This is a genomic window from Knoellia tibetensis, from assembly GCF_048606415.1.
GTDB classification, from domain to species: Bacteria; Actinomycetota; Actinomycetes; order Actinomycetales; family Dermatophilaceae; genus Knoellia; species Knoellia tibetensis.
Genome location: NZ_JBMBWF010000001.1, coordinates 235,860 through 257,306, shown reverse-complemented (window position 1 = coordinate 257,306; position 21,447 = coordinate 235,860). Strand labels below are relative to the sequence as shown.

At 72.2% G+C, this 21,447-nt stretch carries 18 protein-coding genes; 15 read left to right on the top strand and 3 right to left on the bottom strand.

Annotated elements, in window-relative coordinates; genetic code table 11:
- Positions 1 to 35 precede the first annotated feature (35 nt).
- Both ACOJV7_RS01200 and ACOJV7_RS01195 read right to left on the bottom strand, forming a co-directional pair.
- Complete coding sequence (locus tag ACOJV7_RS01200) at positions 36 to 935, bottom strand: hypothetical protein (protein WP_420188338.1); 900 nt, start codon at positions 933 to 935, stop codon at positions 36 to 38.
- Complete coding sequence (locus ACOJV7_RS01195) at positions 935 to 2,878, bottom strand: prenyltransferase/squalene oxidase repeat-containing protein (protein ID WP_420188337.1); 1,944 nt, start codon at positions 2,876 to 2,878, stop codon at positions 935 to 937. Before ACOJV7_RS01195 ends, ACOJV7_RS01200 begins: the two co-directional genes overlap by 1 nt.
- 528 nt (positions 2,879 to 3,406) lie before the next feature.
- On the opposite strand from ACOJV7_RS01195, the gene ileS reads away from it, so the two are divergent.
- From ileS to ACOJV7_RS01165, 6 genes are all read left to right on the top strand, one after another.
- Positions 3,407 to 6,820: an isoleucine--tRNA ligase gene (gene ileS / locus ACOJV7_RS01190; protein WP_420188336.1), complete on the top strand. Its 3,414-nt coding sequence runs from the start codon at positions 3,407 to 3,409 to the stop codon at positions 6,818 to 6,820.
- 153 nt (positions 6,821 to 6,973) lie between these two features.
- The gene (locus ACOJV7_RS01185; RefSeq protein ID WP_420188335.1) at positions 6,974 to 7,858 is read left to right on the top strand and encodes a sterol desaturase family protein; all 885 of its coding nucleotides are present in this window, start codon (positions 6,974 to 6,976) and stop codon (positions 7,856 to 7,858) included.
- Positions 7,859 to 7,922: 64 nt separating this feature from the next.
- The gene (locus ACOJV7_RS01180; RefSeq protein WP_420188334.1) at positions 7,923 to 8,558 is read left to right on the top strand and encodes a methyltransferase domain-containing protein; all 636 of its coding nucleotides are present in this window, start codon (positions 7,923 to 7,925) and stop codon (positions 8,556 to 8,558) included.
- 9 nt (positions 8,559 to 8,567) lie between these two features.
- Positions 8,568 to 9,053 carry a helix-turn-helix domain-containing protein gene (locus ACOJV7_RS01175; RefSeq protein WP_420188333.1) on the top strand — a complete coding sequence of 162 codons (486 nt, stop codon included), beginning with the start codon at positions 8,568 to 8,570 and terminating at the stop codon, positions 9,051 to 9,053.
- 10 nt (positions 9,054 to 9,063) lie between these two features.
- Positions 9,064 to 9,507, top strand: a complete 444-nt coding sequence (locus ACOJV7_RS01170) for a VOC family protein (protein ID WP_420188332.1) — start codon at positions 9,064 to 9,066, stop codon at positions 9,505 to 9,507.
- A 96-nt stretch (positions 9,508 to 9,603) separates the two neighbouring features.
- On the top strand, positions 9,604 to 10,995 hold the full coding sequence (locus tag ACOJV7_RS01165; RefSeq protein ID WP_420188331.1) for a bifunctional folylpolyglutamate synthase/dihydrofolate synthase: 1,392 nt from the start codon (positions 9,604 to 9,606) through the stop codon (positions 10,993 to 10,995).
- A 72-nt stretch (positions 10,996 to 11,067) separates the two neighbouring features.
- Here ACOJV7_RS01165 and ACOJV7_RS01160 read toward each other — a convergent pair whose 3' ends face one another.
- Positions 11,068 to 11,697 carry a cation efflux transmembrane domain-containing protein gene (locus ACOJV7_RS01160; RefSeq protein ID WP_420188330.1) on the bottom strand — a complete coding sequence of 210 codons (630 nt, stop codon included), beginning with the start codon at positions 11,695 to 11,697 and terminating at the stop codon, positions 11,068 to 11,070.
- A 131-nt stretch (positions 11,698 to 11,828) separates the two neighbouring features.
- On the opposite strand from ACOJV7_RS01160, the gene ACOJV7_RS01155 reads away from it, so the two are divergent.
- From ACOJV7_RS01155 to lpdA, 9 genes are all read left to right on the top strand, one after another.
- On the top strand, positions 11,829 to 12,095 hold the full coding sequence (locus tag ACOJV7_RS01155; protein WP_420188329.1) for a hypothetical protein: 267 nt from the start codon (positions 11,829 to 11,831) through the stop codon (positions 12,093 to 12,095).
- Positions 12,092 to 12,487 carry a DUF4233 domain-containing protein gene (locus tag ACOJV7_RS01150; RefSeq protein ID WP_420188328.1) on the top strand — a complete coding sequence of 132 codons (396 nt, stop codon included), beginning with the start codon at positions 12,092 to 12,094 and terminating at the stop codon, positions 12,485 to 12,487. The genes ACOJV7_RS01155 and ACOJV7_RS01150 overlap by 4 nt, the downstream gene beginning before the upstream one ends.
- Before the next feature lie 10 nt (positions 12,488 to 12,497).
- Complete coding sequence (ndk, locus tag ACOJV7_RS01145) at positions 12,498 to 12,920, top strand: nucleoside-diphosphate kinase (protein WP_420188327.1); 423 nt, start codon at positions 12,498 to 12,500, stop codon at positions 12,918 to 12,920.
- Positions 12,921 to 13,102: 182 nt separating this feature from the next.
- Complete coding sequence (locus ACOJV7_RS01140) at positions 13,103 to 15,196, top strand: M14 family zinc carboxypeptidase (protein ID WP_420188326.1); 2,094 nt, start codon at positions 13,103 to 13,105, stop codon at positions 15,194 to 15,196.
- Positions 15,197 to 15,451: 255 nt separating this feature from the next.
- The gene (gene mreB, locus ACOJV7_RS01135) at positions 15,452 to 16,483 is read left to right on the top strand and encodes a rod shape-determining protein (protein ID WP_420188325.1); all 1,032 of its coding nucleotides are present in this window, start codon (positions 15,452 to 15,454) and stop codon (positions 16,481 to 16,483) included.
- Complete coding sequence (gene mreC, locus ACOJV7_RS01130) at positions 16,480 to 17,331, top strand: rod shape-determining protein MreC (RefSeq protein WP_420188324.1); 852 nt, start codon at positions 16,480 to 16,482, stop codon at positions 17,329 to 17,331. The genes mreB and mreC overlap by 4 nt, the downstream gene beginning before the upstream one ends.
- The gene (mreD, locus tag ACOJV7_RS01125; RefSeq protein WP_420188323.1) at positions 17,328 to 17,816 is read left to right on the top strand and encodes a rod shape-determining protein MreD; all 489 of its coding nucleotides are present in this window, start codon (positions 17,328 to 17,330) and stop codon (positions 17,814 to 17,816) included. The genes mreC and mreD overlap by 4 nt, the downstream gene beginning before the upstream one ends.
- The gene (mrdA, locus tag ACOJV7_RS01120; protein WP_420188322.1) at positions 17,813 to 19,831 is read left to right on the top strand and encodes a penicillin-binding protein 2; all 2,019 of its coding nucleotides are present in this window, start codon (positions 17,813 to 17,815) and stop codon (positions 19,829 to 19,831) included. The genes mreD and mrdA overlap by 4 nt, the downstream gene beginning before the upstream one ends.
- Before the next feature lie 131 nt (positions 19,832 to 19,962).
- On the top strand, positions 19,963 to 21,360 hold the full coding sequence (gene lpdA, locus ACOJV7_RS01115) for a dihydrolipoyl dehydrogenase (RefSeq protein WP_420188321.1): 1,398 nt from the start codon (positions 19,963 to 19,965) through the stop codon (positions 21,358 to 21,360).
- The last annotated feature ends 87 nt before the right edge of the window (positions 21,361 to 21,447 follow it).

Here is a 21,447-nt window from a genome sequence, read left to right as displayed (position 1 = left end):
CTCCCGTCGAGAGGGGGCGGCACCGGCGTCCGGCGTCACACGGACGCCGCGGCCTGACGTCGGCGCAGACCCACGACGGCGACGGCCGAGGCGAGGGCGGCGAGGAGCGCCCCGCCGCCGAGGAGGCGGCCGAGGGACGACCCGTCCGAGGAGCCGTTGTCCGACGAGCCGGACGAGCCGCCGTCGGAGCCCTCGGGGGCCGCGGCCACGACGTCGTCGGACTCCGAGGCGGTCGGACTCGCGGTCGCGGAGGCCGGGGCTGACGCCGAGACGGAGGCACTCGCGGACGGGCTGGGGACGCCCGGCGTGGGCGCCGCAGAGGCACCCGGCGCCGCGGTGGTCCGGGGTGCGGCCGGTGCCGCCGTGGTTGCGCGCCCGGCCGGTGCCTTGGCCGGCGGCCGCGGGGCGCTCGGTGCCTTCGTCGTCGTCCTGGGCGCGGGCTTCGGGGCCGCAGTGGGCTTGGGCGCAGCGGTGGTCGGTGCCGGCGCGGAGACCGTGGCAGGGCGGGTGCTCGGGGCCGACCCGGAGCCGAAGCGGAAGCCGACCGAGCTGCCCGGCTTGGGGTTCCAGCCCTTGATGCCCACCTGGCTGTAGGTCCACGAGCCGCCGTTGGGTGCGTGCCAGAACGACCAGTAGGCGCTCGCCGGAGGCATGTTGATGCACGGGTCGGACGCGGGGTAGCCGTCGATCCGGCACAGGGCGTCGGGGAAGCGCTGCACCGCGGTGAGCGAGAACCCGGCGCTCTGGAGCGCCGACCACGCCGACGACGGGTCACCGCTCGCACAGCGGACCTGGGTGCCCTGTGGGCTCTGCACGACGACCGTCACCCCGCTCGTCGTCGAGCAGGCGGCCGCCTGCGCCGGGGCGGCCGCGCCGGCAAGCGCGGCTGCCCCGAGCGCGGTCGCCGCGCCGAACGAGAGGAGGCGACGCAGCATCAGGCGTGCACCCCGCGACGGCGCGAGACGAGGACGAAGCCGGCGCCCGCGAGGAGGAGCAGCAGGGCCACGGCGAGGGCCGGCCAGAGCTCGGCACCCGTGTAGGCCAGGCCCTCGCCCGAGCCCGAGCCCGAGCCGGAGCCCGCGTCGGTCCCGGATCCGCCTGCGGTGCCGTCACCGGAGCCCCCGGTGGCGGGCGTGGTCGGGTCGGTCGTGCCACCGGTCGGGGTGGCGCTGGAGCTGGCGCTGGTCGTCGGCGTGGGCGTCGGCGTCGTCGTGGGGGCCGCGGCGACGACGAGGGTGTCGAAGCCGGGGAGCCCGAAGGCAAGCATCGCCTGGGGAGTGGCCCGCTCCCACTGGTCGGTGCTCGTCGCCGGACCCGCGGCGAAGGCCTCGGGGGAGTAGGCGATCGCGCCGACGTTCGTCGCCGCAGCGGCACCCGTGGCGGGGAGGACCTGGAGGCCGGCGACCCACGCACGACCCTTGGTGACGGCGCCCTCGGCCGCAGCCGAGCCCGGGTGCTCGTCGAGGTAGGCCTGGAGGGCCTGCACGGCGAGACCGGTCGAGTTCGTGTTGACCGTCGTCGTGAAGGCGTCGTTGGCCCACCCGCCGCTCGTCTTCGCGGCGGAGGTGAGGTAGCCGACGGCGCGGGTGAGGTCGGCGTCCGCCACGTCGACACCGGAGCGCTCGGCGGCGAGCATCGCCTGCAGCCCCATCGCGGTCGCGTCGACCCCTGAGTCCTTGTCGTCGGTGCACGAGGCGCCGTGGCTCAGGCGGAACCCTCCCGACGGGCACTGCTGGGTGAGCATCGCGTCGAGGACCTTGGTGTCGAGGGCGTCGGCGCGGGCGAGCGCGAGCACGGCGAGGGTCTGGCCGAAGCCGTATGCCGGTGCGTCGCCGTAGTCGAGCACCTTGCCGTCGTCGTCGATCTTGGACTCGACGGTCTTCGCGACGTCGAGGCCGCCGACGTCGTGGACGTCGTCACGCACGGCCTCGGCCGCGAGCATCGCCTTGGCGGCGGACGGCCCGTCGACGTAGCGCGTGCCGTTGTCCGCGGTGAAGTCGACCCACTCCGGGATCTGCTTCTCGATCGAGGCCCAGAGACCGGGGATGGCCTCGTGCTTCGGGTCCTCAGCGACGAGGGCGAAGAGCATGTCGATCATGAGGCCGGGGTTGAAGCCGAAGGACTGCAGGTCGTAGGTGCCGTCGCCCTTGGCCGCGCGTGAGACGAGCCAGTCGGAGGCGAGGTCGGCGCGACCCGGACCGACCGGGGTGCTCGGCTCTGGGGTCGGCGTCACCGAGACGGTCGGGGTGGGCGTCGGCGTGCTCGTCGCCGGCGTCGTGTCCACCCGCGGCTCCGGTGCGTCGTCGACGTTGTCGACGAGCGAGAGGCCGACGAACGTGCCGGTCGGGGCGGCGGTCTCGTGGGCGCCGGTCATGGCCTGCTTCCAGCCCGCGTCGGTGCCGGTCCAGAACGACCACCACACGCCGGTCCACGCGGCGCACGGGTCCGTCGAGGGGGCGCCGTCGACCTGGCAGATCTGCGGGCCGAAGCTCGTGGCCTTGGTGAGGACGTCGAACCCGGCGTCGGCGAAGGTCTGGAGCGCGTTCGTCGACGAGTAGGCCGGGCCACCCGTGCTCGTCACGCAGCGCGCGACGGCGGCCGCGGAGCCCTGGAGGTCGACGACGGCGGTGACGCCGTCGGCGTCGGGGGCGCAGACGCCCTCGGTCCACGAGGTGCCCGCAGCCGGAGGCAGCCCTGCCGCCGAGCGGGGCGTGCTCGTCGCGGAGGGCGACGGGGACGTGCTGGGGGTGGCGCTGCTCGCGGAGGCGCTGGCGCTGGGACTCGGGTCGGTCTCGGCGGCGACGGCGGCCGGCATACCGAGGACGAGGGCGGCCAGCACGAGCGGCGCGACGCGCCCGCGAAGGGAGGAGCGGTGCATGTGGGGGACAGCCTTCCTGAGCGGTTCGTGACGAACGCCCGACCGGCCACAGTGGCTGTCCGGGCTCCGTCCCGTGACCTCGACGGGTGATGTGGAGCCGCTCGCGTCTGCGGGGCAGTCCGGCTCGCCCCCCTCTCGGGTGGCCTACGGTTGCGGGTCAGCGCCGGACTTGGACCGGCTTCCCCCCGCGGACGCGGTTGGTGCCGCCGAGTGCTCGGCGACCGGCCCCACTCTAGCGCCATCCTGAGTGCTTCCTGACAACCGCTAGACTGGGGTCACAGGCGTTCGAGCCGTCATCAGCGGCGAGCCTCCGGAAGAACGGCGCCACCTCGTGGGGAGCCCATTAGAACCGGACGTCCGGGTCACGTCACGACCTGGGAAACAAGAGCGGTCGTATGCCGCGTGGCCCCGTGGGGCGCGTGGCTGCGGCAAGCGAGGTGGTACCGCGGAGGGAGCCGGCCGGCATACGGCAGGAGGCCCTTCGTCCTCGTCGAGACGACGACGCGACGACCCGCAGGAGCCTTCGACATGACCTACCCCAAGGTCTCGACCACCAGCACCCACGAGCCCGGCGCCGCCCTCGGCCTGCCGCCGGCAGGGGTGTCCCCGAGCCCGCGGTTCCCGGAGATCGAGGAGCGGATCCTCGCGCACTGGGAGGCCGACGACACGTTCCGTGCCTCGGTCGAGCAGCGCGAGGCCGGGGAGGACGGCGAGAACGAGTTCGTCTTCTACGACGGTCCGCCCTTCGCCAACGGCCTGCCGCACTACGGCCACCTGCTCACCGGCTACGTCAAGGACCTCGTCCCGCGCTACCAGACGATGCGCGGACGCCGGGTCGAGCGTCGCTTCGGCTGGGACACCCACGGCCTGCCCGCCGAGCTCGAGGCGATGAGCCAGCTCGGCATCAAGACCAAGGACGAGATCGTCGAGCTCGGCATCGAGAAGTTCAACGACGCCTGCCGCACCTCGGTGCTCAAGTACACCGACGACTGGCGTGAGTACGTCACCCGCCAGGCGCGCTGGGTCGACTTCGACAACGACTACAAGACGCTCAACGCGCCCTACATGGAGTCGGTCATCTGGGCGTTCAAGTCCCTCTACGAGAAGGGTCTCGTCTACGAGGGCTTCCGCGTCCTGCCCTACTGCTGGAACGACCAGACGCCGCTGTCCAACCACGAGCTGCGGATGGACGACGAGGTCTACCAGATGCGCCAGGACCCGGCGGTCACCGTCGGCTACCTGCTCGACTCGACCGGGTCGGACCCGGTGCTGGACGGTGCCCACCTGCTCGTGTGGACGACGACGCCCTGGACCCTCCCGAGCAACCTCGCCGCCATGGTCGGCTCGGACATCGACTACGTCGTCGTCGAGGCGCCGGTGCCGGGGCGCGAGGACGCGGCACCCGCCCGCTACGTGCTCGCCGAGGCGCGGCTGGGGCACTACGCGCGCGAGCTCGGTGACGAGCCCGCCGTCGTGGGCCGCTACAAGGGCGCCGAGCTCGTCGGACGGTCCTACACACCGCCGTTCACCTACTACGCCGGGCACGAGAACGCCTTCCGGATCGTCGCCGCCGACGATGCCGTGACGACGACCGACGGCACCGGGGTCGTGCACACCGCGGGCGCGTTCGGTGAGGTCGACAAGGAGGTCACCGACCGCGAGGGCATCGAGCCGGTCATGCCGGTCGGTGCCGACGGTGCCTTCACGTTCCCCGTCTCGGAGTACGAGGGAATGCTCGTCTTCGACGCCAACGCGCCGATCATCGAGCACCTCAAGGCCGCCACGCGCGGCGCGGGCGGCTCTGGCGAGGCGGGCGCGGCGGGCGCGGTGTCGCCGGGGACCGTGCTGCTGCGTCGCGAGACCTACGACCACTCCTACCCGCACTGCTGGCGGTGTCGCGAGCCCCTCATCTACAAGGGCGTCTCGTCGTGGTTCGTCGAGGTGACGAAGTTCCGCGACCGCATGGTCGAGCTCAACCAGCAGATCCAGTGGGTTCCCGACCACGTCAAGGACGGCCAGTTCGGCCGCTGGCTCGAGAACGCCCGCGACTGGTCGATCACGCGCAACCGGTTCTGGGGCAGCCCCGTCCCGGTGTGGCGCTCCGACGACCCCGAGTACCCGCGCATCGACGTCTACGGCTCCTTCGAGGAGATCGAGCGCGACTTCGGCCGGCTGCCCCTCAACGCGTCCGGTGAGCCGGACCTGCACCGGCCGTTCGTCGACTCGCTGACGCGTCCGAACCCCGACGACCCGACGGGGAAGTCCACGATGCGCCGCGTCGAGGACGTCATGGACGTGTGGTTCGACTCGGGGTCGATGTCGTTCGCGCAGGTGCACTACCCGTTCGAGAACGCCGAGTGGTTCGAGCACCACTTCCCGGGCGACTTCATCGTCGAGTACATCGGCCAGACGCGCGGCTGGTTCTACACGCTGCACGTGCTCGCGACTGCGCTCTTCGACCGTCCCGCGTTCACCTCGGTCATCTGCCACGGCATCGTCCTCGGCAACGACGGCCAGAAGATGAGCAAGTCGCTGCGCAACTACCCCGACGTCCGCGAGGTCTTCGACCGCGACGGCGCCGACGCGATGCGCTGGTTCCTCATGTCGTCGCCGATCCTGCGCGGTGGCAACCTCATCGTCACCGAGGAGGCCATCCGCGAGGGCGTGCGCCAGGTGCAGATCCCGCTGTGGAACAGCTGGTACTTCTTCACCCTCTACGCCAACGCCTTCGGTGGCGGTGGATCTGACGGTGCAGACGGCGCGAACGGCGGTGGCGGACAGGGGTATGCCGCCCAGTGGTCGACCGCGTCGACCTCGCCTCTCGACCGCTACCTGCTCGCCAAGCTGCGCCAGCTCGTCGAGACGACGACCGAGCAGCTCGACGGCCTCGACGTCGCCGGTGCCTGCGACTCGATCCGCGGCTTCGTCGACGTGCTCACCAACTGGTACATCCGCCGATCGCGGGAACGCTTCTGGGACACCGGTTCTGGTGACGGTTCGGACTCGGGTGCCGACGCGCGCGCGGCGTTCGACACGCTCTACACGACGCTCGAGGTGCTCACCCGCGTCACCGCGCCCCTGCTGCCGCTCGTCTCCGAGGAGATCTGGCGTGGGCTCACCGGCGAGCGCTCGGTGCACCTCGCCGACTGGCCGTCGGCCGACGACCTGCCGTCCGACGACGAGCTCGTCGCCCGGATGGACCAGGCGCGGACGATCTGCTCGGTCGCGTCGTCGCTGCGCAAGTCCGAGAAGCTGCGCGTGCGCCTGCCGCTGCGCGACCTCACGGTCGTCGTGCCGGACGCCGCCGGCCTCACCGACTTCGCGGGCATCGTCGCGGACGAGGTCAACGTCCGTCAGGTCTCGCTCCTCGACCTCGACGCCGTCGGCGACAGCGACTTCGGCGTGACGCAGAAGCTCACCGTCAACGCCCGCGTCGCCGGGCCCCGGCTCGGCCGCGAGGTCCAGACGGCGATCAAGGGCTCGAAGTCCGGCGACTGGTCCGTGGCCGAGGACGGCACCGTCGTCAGCGGCGGTCTCGAGCTCGTCGAGGGCGAGTACTCGCTCGAGACCGTCGTGTCGGGTGGGGACGCCGGTTCGCGGGCGACCGCCGTGCTGCCGGGTGGCGGGTTCGTCGTCCTCGACACCGAGGTCACGCCCGAGCTGGCCGCCGAGGGCCTGGCGCGCGACGTCATCCGCGCCGTCCAGCAGGCCCGGCGCGAGGCCGGCCTCGACGTGAGCGACCGGATCTCGCTCACCGTGACTGGCTCGCAGGCGGTCTGGGAGGCGACGGTGGCCCACCAGGCACTCATCGTCGACGAGACCCTCGCGACGCAGTTCGGCTCGGCGCCCCAGCTCGACGCGCTGCCGCTTGGCGACGGTGTGAGCGAGGCGGACCTCGGCGCCGGCGAGCGCGCCCGGATCCTCGTCAAGAAGCTCGCCTGACCGGCATACCTCTGTCTGACTGATTGCCCCAAGACCACCGCAGACGCCCCGAAACCGGGGTGACGCGGTGGTCCTGGGGCAATCAGTCGGGAGGCGGGGCGGGGTGACGGGGGTTACGGCGGCGGGACCTACGCGCCAGTAGGGTGCCCGGCCATGGACTCACCGTGGGCGATCATCAGCGACCCGACGCACGACCCGGTCCTCTTCGCCGTGCCGTTCTTCGTGCTCTTCATCGTCCTCGAGCTGCTCGCGATCCGGTTCCTCGGCGACCACGACGACGAGACCCCGACGCGCATGGGCTACTCGGCGCCCGACACGGCCGCGAACCTCGCGAGCGGCGTCGGGTCCGTCGTCATCAACCTCGGAGCGCGGTTCGCTGCTCTCATCCTCTACTTCGCGCTGTTCTCTGTGGCGCCGTGGCAGCTCGACGCCGGCAGCCCGTGGACCTGGGTGTTCACGCTGCTCGCCGTCGACCTGCTCTGGTACGCCTACCACCGCGCCAGCCACCGGGTCCGGATCCTCTGGGCGGCCCACCAGGCGCACCACTCGTCGGTCCACTTCAACTACTCGGTGGCGCTGCGGCAGAAGTGGAACCCGTGGGGCGAGCTGCTCTTCTGGACGCCGCTCCCGCTGCTCGGCGTGCCGCCGTGGATGATCTTCTTCGCGTTCTCGCTCAACCTCATCTACCAGTTCTGGGTGCACACCGAGACGATCCCGCAGCTGTGGGCGCCGGTCGAGTACCTCCTCAACACGCCCAGCCACCACCGGGTGCACCACGCGAGCCAGAAGCAGTACCTCGACCGCAACTACGGCGGCATCCTCATCGTCTGGGACCGGCTCTTCGGGACCTACGCCGAGGAGGAGGACGTGCCGGTCTACGGGCTCACGGTCCCGGTGACGACCCACAACCCGCTGCGGATCCAGTACGGCGAGCTCCTCGCGGCCGTGCGCCACGTCCGGGCCGCCCGGACGTGGCGCGACCGGGCCGGCCACCTCTTCGGCCCGCCGGGGTGGCGTCCCGCCGAGCCGCCCTCCTGAGCCCGGGCCGGACGGCATACTCGGTGACGTGGCCGGCTGCTGTGACCCCCGAGGGTGCGACCGCGTGTTCGGGCCGCGGTTCGCCCGGCACGTCGCGGGTCGCTACCGCAGGCGCGGAGTCGACCGGACCGCGCGGCGGATGGTCGACTGGCTTGCCACCGAGGGCCTCGACGGGGCGACGGTCCTCGAGATCGGCGGCGGCGTCGGCGAGATCCAGCTCGAGCTGCTCGAGCGTGGCGCCGCGTCGACGACGAACCTCGAGCTGAGCCCCGCCTACGAGGGCGAGGCGACCGAGCTCGCGCGCGAGCACGGTGTGGCCGACCGCGTCGACCGACGGATGGGGGACGTCGCCGTCGACTCTTCGGTGGCCGCGCCGGCCGACGTCGTCGTGCTGCACCGCGTTGTCTGCTGCTATCCCGATGCCGAGCGGCTGCTCACGGCCGCGGCCGGTCACGCTCGGCGTTCGGTCGTGCTGAGCCACCCGCCGCGCAACGCCGTCTCCCGTGCGATGCTCGCCTCGCAGAACGTCGTCATGCGCGTCCTCGGACGCGAGTACCGCACGTTCGCGCACGCACCCATGTCGATGCTGGCGACGTTGCGGGACAACGGTTTCGCCGCGCGCCACCTGCATCGAGGGCTCGCGTGGCACATCATCGTCGCCACCCGTGAGCCGTCGTCCGCGGCCGGCCAGCCCGCCTAGGCTGGTCGCGTGCCCGAACCCGTGCGACGCGTCCCCGGCGACGTCCTCATCCACCTCCGGCGCGCTCGCGACCACATCGACCGGCACTTCGCCGAGGACCTCGACCTCGACGCGCTGGCGGCGACGGCGCGGCTGAGCAAGTTCCACTTCCTCCGGTCCTTCGCGGCGGTCTACGGCCCGACCCCGCTCGCCTACCTCGGGGAGCGCCGGGTCGAGCGCGCCCAGGACCTGCTGCGCACGACGAACCTCACGGTCACCGAGGTCTGCCACGCCGTCGGCTACTCCAGCCTCGGCTCGTTCTCGAGCCGCTTCCGCGAGATCGTCGGCGAGACGCCCAGCGCCTTTCAGGCCCGGTATGCCGTCCGCGGCGCCCCGCGCATCCCGGGCTGCTGGGTCTTCATGGCCGGCCTCGTCGAGAGGCGCGACGGGCCCGGCGGGGGAGCGGACGGCATACGGAGCAATCGGGGAGAAGCGCCCACGGGGGCTGACGCCTAGCGTCGAGCCCATGATCACCAACGTCAGCCTCGTGTCCGTCTGGGTCAAGGACCTCGACGAGTCCCTCGCCTTCTACACCGACGTCCTCGGCTTCACCGCCGGCGACGACATCACGCTGGGGGAGGACTTCCGCTGGGTCACCGTGACCCACCCCTCGCAGCCCGAGCTCTCGCTCCATCTCACGACCCCCAGCAAGCCGCTGTCGGACGACCTCATCGCGGCGATGCAGCGGGCGCAGCTCGAGGGCGGGCTCCCCGGCGTCGGGCTGCACGTCGACGACTGCCGCCGGACGGTCGAGGAGCTCAAGGGCAAGGGCGTCGAGTTCCTCCAGGATCCGGAGGACCGGCCCTACGGCGTCGAGGCGCTCATGCGCGACAACTCCGGCAACTGGATGGTCCTCGTCGAGCCCCGCGACTACACGCCCGAGGACTTCGACGGCGCCTCCTTCGACTGACCCGCCCCCGACTGATTGCGCAGCAGCGACGTCCGGAGGGCCGGATCGGCACCCTCGGCGTCGCTGCTGCGCAAGAAGTCCGGGAGAATGGGGCGCATGGCACCGGCTCCCGACTCCTCCCAGCGCGAGGCTGCTCGCAACCTCGAGATCATGAAGCGGCTGCGCGAGGTCGAGGAGGCGATCCTCGCCCGGGCTCCCGAGCACGACCTCGAGCCCTCGCTCGACCGGATCCGCGCCGTCATGGAGCTCGCCGGCGACCCGCAGCACACCTTCCCCGTCATCCACGTCACCGGCACCAACGGCAAGACGACGACGGCCCGGGTCGTCGAGTCGGTGCTGCGCGAGATGGGGCTCACCACAGGGCGGTTCACGTCGCCGCACCTGCACACGATGCTCGAACGGATCGCCATCGGCGGGCGCAACATCGAGGCCGAGAAGTTCCTCAGGGCCTATGACGAGGTGATCGACCTCGTCGACCTTGTCGATGCGCGCTCGGTCGCCGAGGGCGGCCCACGAATGACCTACTTCGAGGTGCTCGTCGCGGTCGCGTATGCCGCGTTCGCCGACGCCCCGGTCGACGTCGCCATCGTCGAGGTCGGCATGGGCGGCAGCTGGGACGCGACCAACGTCGCCGACGGCACCGTCTCGGTCATCACCCCGATCGCGCTCGACCACCAGCACTTCCTTGGCAACACCGAGACCGACATCGCCCTCGAGAAGTCGGGGATCATCAAGGCCGACGGCATCGCCGTCTCCGCGCTCCAGGCGGACCCGGCCGTGTCGGCGATCTTGCGCGACCGGGCCGAGGAGGTCGGGGCGCAGCTCGCCGTCGAGGGTGAGCAGTTCGGGATCGAGGCGGCCGACGTCGCGGTCGGTGGGCAGGCGGTCAGCGTGCGCGGTCTCGCGGCGACCTACGAGGACCTCTTCCTGCCCTTCCACGGCGCCCACATGGCCCAGAACGCCGCCGTCGCCATCGCCGCGGTCGAGGCGTTCCTCGGGGGAGGTGAGCAGCCGCTCGACCTCGAGGTGCTGCGCGCAGGGTTGGCAGCCGCGACGTCGCCGGGACGGCTCGAGGTCGTCCGTCGCAGTCCGACCGTGCTCGTCGACGCCGCCCACAACCCCGCCGGGGCCAGGGCGCTGCGCGACGGGCTGAACGAGGCGTTCACCTTCACCCGGCTCGTCGGCGTCATCGCGATCCTCAAGGACAAGGACGCGACCGAGATGCTCGAGGTCCTCGAGCCGGTGCTCGACGAGGTCGTCGTGTCGCGCACGACCTCGCCGCGAGCGATGCGCCCGAACGACCTCGCCGAGATCGCCCGGGGTGTCTTCGGCGACTCACGGGTCACCGTCGTCGAGGACCTGCCCGACGCGCTCGACCAGGCCGCGGCCCTCGCCGACCAAGGGGGCGTCGGCGGGGGCGTGCTCGCCACGGGCTCGGTCATCACCGCCGCCGAGGTGCGCATGCTCCTCGGCGTCACCGACGCCTGAGAGCGCAAGGGGGCTTGCGTCCGCACCTGTGGTGGTCAGGCCGTCACCTCGCCGGAGGCAAGCAACCGCGTATCAGTCGATCGGCTCCCCGGCCAACGCCTTGGCGGCGAGGTGCTCCTCGCCCGCCACCTCCCACACCTCGAGCGCCGAGTGCACCGCGAGGGCGACGATCCCGAGACCGAGCACGAGGTCGGGCCACCCCGAAGCTGTCCACAGCGTTACCAGCGCCATGGCGATGATCGCGACGTTGACGAGGACGTCGTTGCGGGCGGACAGGTATGCCGCCCGGGACAGGCTGCCTCCCGACGTGCGCACGCGGGTGAGCAGCCAGGCGCACACGCTGTTGACGACCGCCGCCGACCCGGCCGTCGCAGCGAGCCAGCCGACGTCCGGGGGATTGGGGTCGCCCCACTTGGACACCGCTTGCCAGACCGCGGCCGCGGCGGGGACGAGGAGGATCCCCGCCATGACCCGGCCGGCAAGCGCGCGGTGCCGCATGCCCCAGCCCAGAGCGAGGGCGATGAGGAGGTTGATCGCGGTGTCCTCGAGGAAGTCGACGCTGTCGGCGAAGAGGGCGACCGAGCCGATCGAGAGGGCCACGGCCACCTCGACCCAGAACCACGCGAAGTTGAGCCCGGCGACGGTGAGCACGACTCGCCGCAGCTCGAGGGTGGCCCTACGAGTGGCTTCCTCGGACCTCACCGGACCTCCTTGTCGCTGCGAACCCCGAGCAACCCACTTCCGGCGGGAATCTCGAGGCGCGGGGGAGCTGTGGGCTCGGCGGGAAGGGGCACCCGTCCATCCAACCAGCGCACCCGGCATACGCTCGTGCCATGCATCCCATCGCCAGGCTCGTCCTCATCATCGCCGTCGTGGCGGTGGTGTTCTGGCTCGTCACCCGCTTCCGCGACAGCGCGCGCGGCGACAAGGTGAGCTTCCGGCCGGTCGAGGACCTGCCGCTCGAGGTGCAGCAGTCGATCGACCTCGCGCTCTCGCACGACAAGAAGGCCACCGCGGTCAAGCTCTACCGCCAGGCGACACGGGCGCCCGCAGAGGCGGCGAAGGCGGCGATCGACGTGCGCGAGTGGAAGCGCGGATGACCCGCCTCCCGCTCACCGGCACTCTCGGCACCTTCGCCTGGCGGATGCTCGCGACGGTGCTCGGCGGCCAGGGTTTCGTCATCCTCCTCGGAGCGCTCGTCGCCCGCGCGACCGCGCTCGCCGAGGGCGCCGACAACGCCCGGACGCTGCTCTGGCTCGGTGTCGCGCTCGCGGTCCTCGCGTTCGTCGGCGCCGGGCTCATGCGCTCGCCCCTCGGGCTCCCGCTCGGGTGGGTCGTGCAGCTCCTCACCTGGGCCAGCGCCGTCGTCGTCCCGGCGATGATCGGCGTCGGCCTCGTCTTCACCGGGCTCTGGGTGCTGTGCCTCGTCAAGGGGCAGCAGGTCGACGCGATGATGGCGGCCCGCGAGAGCGACCCCGAGGCCGCTCGCTAGGCTGGCCCGCGTGACTGCCGAACGCTCCCTCGTCCTCGTCAAGCCCGACGGCTACGCCCGTGGCCTCTCCGGTGAGGTCCTGCGCCGCATCGAGGCCAAGGGCTACACCCTGGTCGCGCTCGCGGTGACGACGCCCACCCGTGAGAACCTCGCCCGCCACTACGCCGAGCACGAGGGCAAGCCCTTCTACGAGCCGCTCCTCGAGTTCATGTCGTCCGGCCCGGTGACCGCCGCGGTCATCGAGGGCCAGGGCTGCATCCCCGGCTTCCGCTCCCTCGCCGGCGCGACGAACCCCACCGAGGCCGCGCCCGGCAGCATCCGCGGCGACCTCGGCCGCGACTGGGGCGAGAAGGTCCAGAAGAACATCGTCCACGGCTCCGACTCCCCGGAGTCCGCCGAGCGCGAGATCGCCATCTGGTTCCCCGAGCTCTGACCCGACCCACGTCGCAGGTATGCCGGCCGCTCACCGCCCACGCAGAGCGTGGGACCCGGAGCGGCCGGCATACCTGCGTCTGGGGCCCGAAAGATCTCGCCGAGCGAACTCGCCGCCAGCGCCCTAGGTTGAGGACCGCGCGTGACAACGGCGTCCGCGCATCCCTGATCGAAGGAGCCAGCATGAGGATCACCCGAGTCGGGCCGGGGGTGGTCTCGGCGGTCGCGCTGGTGGCCGCCGGCCTCGCCGGAGCCGGAGTCGCCACCGCGGCGCCGCAGCCGGCGGCCCAGGACGAGAAGGTGCAGATCGTCACCGTCCACGCGGCCAGCCAGAAGGAGCGCTCGGCCGTGGACGCCCTCGGCCTCGACACCACCGAGCACGCCGACGAGCACGGGGTGGACGTCGTCCTCCACGGTGCGGCCGACGTGGCGAAGCTGAGGGCTGCCGGCAAGAAGTGGACCGTCAAGGTCGCCGACCTCGCCGCCGTCGAGCGCGCGAACGCCAAGAAGGACAAGGCCTACGCCGCGAGCGTCGCCGAGTCCGCGCTGCCGAGCGGCCGAACCGGCTATCGCACGCTCGCCGACTACAACGCGGAGATGGCTGCGCTGGCCGCGAAGTACCCGACGAAGGTCAAGCCGCTCACGCTCGCGAACCCGTCGGTCCTCGGCAAGCCGATCAACGGCATCGAGATCACCGACGGCGCGGCCAACACCGCCGACGGCAAGCCGGTCTTCCTCATGATGGGCGCCCATCACGCGCGGGAGTGGCCGTCGTCGGAGCACTCGATGGAGTTCGCCTACGACCTCCTCGAGAGCGGCGACGCCCGCAACGCCGGCATCCTCAAGGGCGTGCGCACGATCGTCGTGCCGGTCGTCAACGTCGACGGCTTCCAGATCTCGCGCTCGGCCGCCCCGCTCGGCGACTTCAGCACGTTCGACTACGAGATGAAGCGCAAGAACTGCTCGATCAGCAGCAAGACGCCGGCGCAGTACACGACCGGCACGTGCGACAACAACCTCGCCGGACGACTGCGCGGCACCGACCCCAACCGCAACTACCCCGGCTTCTGGGGCGGCCCCGGCGCGTCGACGAGCTGGAGCAGCGACACCTACCGCGGTGACGGCCCCGGCAGCGAGCCCGAGGTCGACGCCGTGCGCAAGCTCATCAGCAGCCGCCAGGTGACCACCCTCATCACCAACCACACCTACAGCAACCTCGTGCTGCGCCCGCCGTCGCTCGCCTCGACCGGGTTCAGCCCCGACGAGATCCAGTACCGCGCGCTCGGTGCCGACTTCGCCGAACACAACGGCTACGCCAACATCCCCTCGTTCGGCCTCTACGACACCTCCGGCTCGGTCGAGGACTGGAGCTACTGGAACACCGGTGGCTACGGCTTCACCTTCGAGATCGGCACCGAGGGCTTCCACCCGCCCTACGAGACCGGTGTCGTCGCCGAGTACGCCGGGCTCGCACCCGCCGCGGGTGCAGGCAAGGGCGGCAACCGCGAGGCCTACTACCGCGCCGCCGCTGCCGCGATGGACAAGGCCATGCACTCGACGATCACCGGCAAGGCGCCGGCGAACACGACGCTGTCGGTCCGCAAGACCTACCAGGGCATGACCTCGCCCGTCATCCAGCCGGGTGGCACGACGACCCCGCCGATCCCGTACACCGACGTCCTCTCGTCCTCGCTCGCCGGCAAGGGTGGGGCGTTCTCGTGGGCGGTCAACCCGTCGACGCGTCCGCTCGTCGTGGGTCGCTACGGCCGTGACCCGGTGGCCCCGACGGCCCCGAGCCAGACCATCACGAACCCCGCGGGCGTGCCTGCCGTCGGGCAGTCGGAGTACACGAACGTGACGGTCCAGGGTCTCCCGGCCTACGACAACGGCAAGGTCGTCTTCGACTTCAGCTGGCCAGGTGGCACCGCCGTCGACTGGGACTTCTACATCTACGACGCGGACGGCAACCAGGTCGCGTCCGCGGCGACCGCCGACAACCCGGAGACGGCCACTGCGCTCGACCCGGTGCCCGGCGGCTACCGGATCGAGGCGAACAACTACGACGGTGGCTCCACGTCGACCGACTGGTCGGGGACGATGTCGTTCCTCCCGCCCGACCCGGCGATCGTCACCGGCGTCAAGGAGTCGTGGAACCTCACCTGCACCACCAAGCAGGGCAAGGTCCTCGGGACCCGGAGCATCGTCGTCGACCGCGGCCAGAGCGTCGACGTCGGCAACCCCTGCAACCGGGGCAAGGTCGCCTCCACCAACGAGTGACCCGCGCCTGACCGAACGAGAAGGTATGCCGTCCACGCATCGCGCGTGGACGGCATACCTGCGTCCGTGGGCGTTGCGTCCGCAACTGTGGTGGCCAGGGCGTCATCTCGCCGGACGCAGTGGATATGCCGGACACGCCCCGTGCGCTTGCGTCCGCAACTGTGGTGGCCAGGGCGTCATCTCGCCGGACGCAAGGCGGCCGGACGCGCGTGTCAGGCCCGGGAGGGGCACGGGTGCGCGCGTAGCATCGCGAGCGTGGCTGGATGGGACCGGTGGACGGGCGGGCGCGACCTCGCCATCGACCTGGGGACCGCCAACACCGTCATCCACGAGCGCGGCCGCGGGGTCGTCCTCGACGAGCCCTCCGTCGTCGCCGTGCGCGCCGGGACCTCCGAGCTGCTCGCCGCCGGCCACCGCGCCAAGGAGATGCTCGGCCGCACACCCGACTCGGTGACCGCGGTCCGCCCGCTGCGCGACGGCGTCATCTCCGACGCCGACGTCACCGAGCGCATGCTGCGCTACTTCGTCGACCAGGTCTCGCCGTCGAGGATCTTCCGGCCGCGGATGGTCGTCTGCGTGCCGAGCGACATCACGAGCGTCGAGCGGCGCGCCCTCGAGGACTCGACGCTGCGCTCCGGGGCCCGCCGGGTCCACGTCATCGAGGAGCCGATGGCCGCCGCGATCGGCGCCGGGCTGCCGATCGAGGAGACGAACGCGTCGATGGTCGTCGACCTCGGGGGAGGCACGACCAACGTCGCCGTCATCAGCCTCGGCGGCATCGTCACGAGCCGGTCGATCCGCACCGGCGGCGACGAGGTCGACGAGGCGATCATCGCCCACGTGAAGTCGGAGTACTCGCTGCTGCTCGGCGAGCGCAGCGCCGAGCAGATCAAGATCGCCGTCGGCTCCGCGTTCCCGCTCCGCGAGGAGCTGAGCGAGCGGGTCCGCGGGCGCGACCTCGTCACCGGGCTGCCCAAGACCGTGTCGATCTCCTCGGGCGAGGTGCGCCGCGCCATCGAGGGCCCCGTGCTCCAGATGGTCGAGCTCGCCCGGGCCGTCCTCGACGTCTGCCCGCCCGAGCTGGCCGGCGACGTGCTCGACCGCGGCATCACCCTCACCGGCGGTGGGGCGCTGCTGCGGGGGCTCGCCGAGCGGATGCGCCACGAGCTCGGTGTCCCCGTCGTCGTGGCCGAGGACCCCCTGCGGGCCGTGGCGCGCGGAGCGGGTCGCTGCGTCGAGGAGTTCGACACCCTGCACCGCGTCCTCGTCGACAACCGCCGGTTGTGAGGGGCGACGCGGCGGACCGGCGCCGGCGTCGCCTCGTCGCGCTCGCCGTCGCCATGACCTGCGCGCTGCTCGTCGTCGACCTCGTGGGTGGTCCCGGGACCGGGCTGCTGCGCAGTGGTGCCGCGACCGTCCTCGGGCCGCTCGAGAGGGTCCTCGCGCCGGCCGGTCGGGCCGGCGAGGACGAGCTGCGGCGCGACAACGAGGAGCTGCAGAGCGCGCTGCGCCAGGCCGAGGTGGCCGGGCGCGAGTCGGCGGAGCTGGCGGCGCTGCTGTCGTCGCCCGCGACCGCCGGGGCGCGGGTCGTGCCGGCCCGGGTCGTCGGCGTCGGCGCCCCGGGACCCCAGGGCGTCGTCCGCGTCACGATCGACGTCGGCAGCCGTGACGGGGTCGACGTCGACCGGACCGTCGTGGCCTCCGGCGGGCTCGTCGGTCGCGTCGCGTCGGTGGCGCCGTGGACGAGCGACGTCTTCGTCGTCGGCGGGCCCGAGGTCGTCATCGGCGCCCGGGTGGGCGGCGCAGGTGCGCTCGCGACCGTCGGTGGCGCGACAACCACCGCGACGGGACGCGAGGCCGGCGAGCTCGGGCTCACCCTGGTCCAGACCGGCACGCTCACCGTCGGCGACGAGGTCCACACCCTCGGGAGCGTCGGCGGGCGGCCGTTCGTGCCGGGCGTCCTCGTGGGTCGGGTCACCGCCGTCGAGCCGCAGCGCGGACGCCTCGCACCGTCGGGCACGGTCCGGCCGGCCGTCGACGTGGGCACCCTCTCCGTCGTCGGCGTCCTCCTCAGCCCGCCGCGGTCGACGCCACGGACGGCGGCGACGGGCGGGGCGACGGGCGGGGCGTCGTGACGCCGACGGGCGCCCTGCTTCGCGCCACGCTGCTGCTCCTCGGGGCGGTCCTCGGCGTGACGCTCGCCGCCCGCCACCTCTCGCCGCTGCCCGACCTCGTCCTCGTCGTCGTCGCGTCCGCCGCCCTGCGCGCCGGCCCGCGCGCGGGTCTGCTCACCGGGCTCGTCGGCGGCTGGCTCCTCGACCTGCTGCCCCCCGGTTCCGCGGTCCTCGGCACCCAGGCCCTGCTGTATGCCGTGTGCGGCCTTGCCGTCGGCGCGCTGCGCCGTCCCGGGCCGGTCTCGGTCGTCTGGGTCGTCCTCGTCGTCGCGGGCGCGGCCAGCGGCCTCGAGGTGGTGCGGGGCGCGCTCGCCCTCGCCCAGGGCGTGCCCGTCGACGTCGTCTCCTCGGCACTGCGCATGCTCGCCACGGCGACAGCGGGTCTCGTCGTCGTGCCGCTCGTCAGCGCCGTCGAACGGCGTTCGGAGAGGCGGCGGTTCGCGTGACCGACGTCGGCCTGCGCCCCCGGGACGGGTCTGGTCACCAGGGCCGGTTCGTCGCCGTCGCCGCCGTCGTCGGGCTCCTCTTCGTCGTCCTCTTCGGGCGCCTCGGGCAGGTCCAGCTCACCGAGCACTCCGACTACACCGCCGCGGCGGCGCTGCTCAACACGCGCGAGGTCGTCGTGCCTGCGGTGCGCGGCCGGATCCTCGACCGGTCCGGTCGCGCCCTCGCCGACAACACCTCCGTCACGGTCGTCACCCTCGAGCGCCGGGTCGTCGCCGACAGCCCCGACCGCGCGAGGGCCCTGCTCGCACGGGTCGCCGAGGTCGTGAACCGGCCGGTCGAGGAGCTCGTCGGGCGCACGCACCTGTGCGGGGAGGCCGGCGCGCCCAGGGCCCCGGCGTGCTGGGCCGGGTCGCCACAGGTCCCCATCCCCGTCGCGAGCGGCGTGGACCCGCAGCGGGCGCTCAGCCTCGTCGAGCAGCCCGACCGCTTCCCGGGCATCGCCGTCGAGGCCGTGCCGGTGCGCCGCTACCCGGCGCCGTCCGGGGTCAACGCCGCGCATATCCTCGGCTACCTCGGACGAGCGACCGAGCAGGAGGTGGCGGCGTCGTCGGGCACGGTGACCGCGGACGACCTCGTCGGTCGGGCCGGGCTCGAGCAGCAGTACGACGCGGTCCTGCGGGGGACTCCCGGCCGCACCGTCGTGTCGGTCGACCCGCGCGGGCTCGTCACCGGGGTGGTCTCGCGGGTCGAACCCGTGCCCGGACGCGACCTCGTGACGAGCCTCGACGCGGGCGTGCAGACGGCGACCGAGAAGGCGCTGGCGCGAGAGATGGCCGCCGCCCGCAAGCGCGGCCTGCCGGCGGACTCGGGCGGGGCCGTCGTCCTCGACGTGACGACCGGCCAGGTCGTCGCCTCTGCGAGTGCCCCCACCTATGACCCCAACGTGTGGACCGGTGGGATCTCCGCGAAGAGCTATGCGGCCCTGACCGCTGCCGGGGCGGGCACGCCCCTGATCTCCCGGGTGACGGCGTCGGCGATGGCACCGGCCTCCACCCTCAAGGCGCTCAGCGTGCCCGCCGCCGTCGCCGCGGGGAACTCGCTCACCCGCAGCTACGAGTGCGGCTCGAGCTATCGCATCGGCAACCGCTCGTTCCGCAACTTCGAGTCCCGTGGCTTCGGCCCGATCACCTTCCACCGCGCGCTCGAGGTCTCGTGCGACACCGTCTTCTACGACGTCGCCTACCGCTCCTGGCTGGCGCTCGGTGGGCTCAACGGCCGCGACGCTGGGGACCCGTTCATCACGACGGTGCGCGACTTCGGCCTGGGCGCCCGCACCGGCATCGACCTCCCGGGGGAGACCGCCGGGCGCATCCCCGACCGCACCTGGAAGCAGCAGGTGTGGCAGGACACCAAGGACGAGACCTGCACGCGGGCGAAGAGCGGCTACCCCGACGTCGCGAGGACCGACCCGGCCCGCGCGGCCTACCTCACCTCGCTCGCCAGGGAGAACTGCGAGAGCGGCGCGCAGTTCCGCGCCGGCGACGCGGCGAACTTCTCCATCGGCCAGGGCGACGTCGCCACGACCCCGCTGCAGATGGGGGTGGCCTACGCCGCGATCGCCAACGGCGGCGTGGTGCGCGAGCCCCGGGTCGGGGTCCGGGTCGTCGACCCCGTGAGCGGTGCGGCCGAGCCGATACCCGCCGGTGCGTCGCACCGGGCCGCGCTGCGCGCCGACGTCGGCGCCTACGTCAGGTCCGGGCTGCGGGCCGTCGTCGACAGCGGCACGGCCGCGCAGGCGTTCCGCGGCATGCCGGCCGACTGGCCGGTGGCCGGCAAGACGGGCACCGCGGAGGTCTTCGACCGCTCCGACACGTCGTGGTTCCTCTCCTACGCCCCCGCGAACAGGCCCCGGTATGCCGTCTCGGTCGCCGTGAGCCAAGGCGGCCACGGCAGCGAGACCGCGGCACCGGTGGCCCGGTCCGTGCACGAGGCCCTCCGCCTCCTCCCGCGCTGACCCTCCATCGCTGACCCACGGGGCGTTGCGTCCGCAACTGTGGTGGCTCCGTCGTCACCCTGCCGGACGCAACGAGGGGGGTGACGGGGGAGCGCGACGGGGGCGGACGGCATACAACTAGGCTCTGCACCATGGCTGACTTCGATGTTGTCGTTCTCGGTGCCGGACCCGGTGGCTACGTCGCGGCGATCCGCGCCTCGCAGCTGGGTCTCAAGGCCGCCGTCGTGGAGAGCAAGTACTGGGGCGGCGTCTGCCTCAACGTCGGGTGCATCCCGTCCAAGGCGCTCATCAAGAACGCCGAGCTCGCGCACGTGCTCCAGCACGACAAGGCGAAGTTCGGCATCGAGGGCGACGCGACGATGTCCTTCGGCCCGACCCACAAGCGCTCGCGCCAGGTGTCGGCCGGCATCGTCAAGGGCGTCCACTTCCTCATGAAGAAGAACAAGATCGAGGAGATCGACGGCTGGGGCACGCTCACGAGCCCGACCTCGATGGACGTCAAGCTCAACTCCGGCGACTCGCGCTCGATCACCTTCGACAAGCTCATCATCGCCGCGGGCGCCGTGACCCGGATGCTGCCCGGCATGGAGGTCTCGAAGAACGTCGTGACCTACGAGGAGCAGATCCTCACCGACGAGCTCCCCGGCTCGATCGTCATCGCAGGCTCCGGTGCCATCGGCGTCGAGTTCGCCTACGTCATGAAGAACTTCGGTGTCGACGTGACGATCGTCGAGTTCCTCGACCGCATGGTGCCGACCGAGGACGCCGACGTGTCCAAGGAGCTGCTCAAGCACTACAAGAAGCTCGGCGTCAAGGTCCTTCTCTCGACCAAGGTCGACGGCGTCGAGGACACCGGCTCCGGCGTCAGGGTCACGGTCTCTCCGGCTGCCGGCGGCGACGGCCAGGTCATCGAGGCCGACAAGTTCATGTCCGCGATCGGCTTCGCCCCGCGACTCGAGGGCTACGGCCTCGAGGCGACCGGCGTCAAGGTCACCGACCGTGGCGCGATCGAGATCGACGACTACTGCCGCACCAACGTCGAGAACGTCTATGCCATCGGCGACGTCACCGGCAAGCTCATGCTCGCCCACGTCGCCGAGGCCCAGGGCGTCGTCGCCGCCGAGACGATGGCCGGCGCCGAGACGATGCCGGTCGAGTACGACTTCGTCCCGCGGGCGACCTACTGCCACCCGCAGATCGGCTCCTTCGGCTACTCCGAGGAGCAGGCCCGGGAGAAGGGCTACGACGTCAAGACCGCGCAGTTCCCCTTCAGCGCCAACGGCAAGGCGATGGGGCTCGGTGACGCCGTCGGCTTCGTCAAGATCGTCGCCGACGCCAAGCACAACGAGATCCTCGGCGCGCACATGATCGGCCCCGACGTCACCGAGCTCCTGCCGGTGCTCACGCTCGCGCAGAAGTGGGACCTCACCGCCGACGAGGTCGCGCGCAACGTCTTCGCGCACCCCACGCTGTCCGAGTCGGTCAAGGAGGCCATCGAGGGCATCGCGGGACACATGATCAACCTCTGAGCGTGATCACGCGCTGAGCCGAGCGGCTTTGTGCCGCAACGCTGCTCGTATGCCGGCCGCCCGCCTGGGGCGGCCGGCATACGGCGT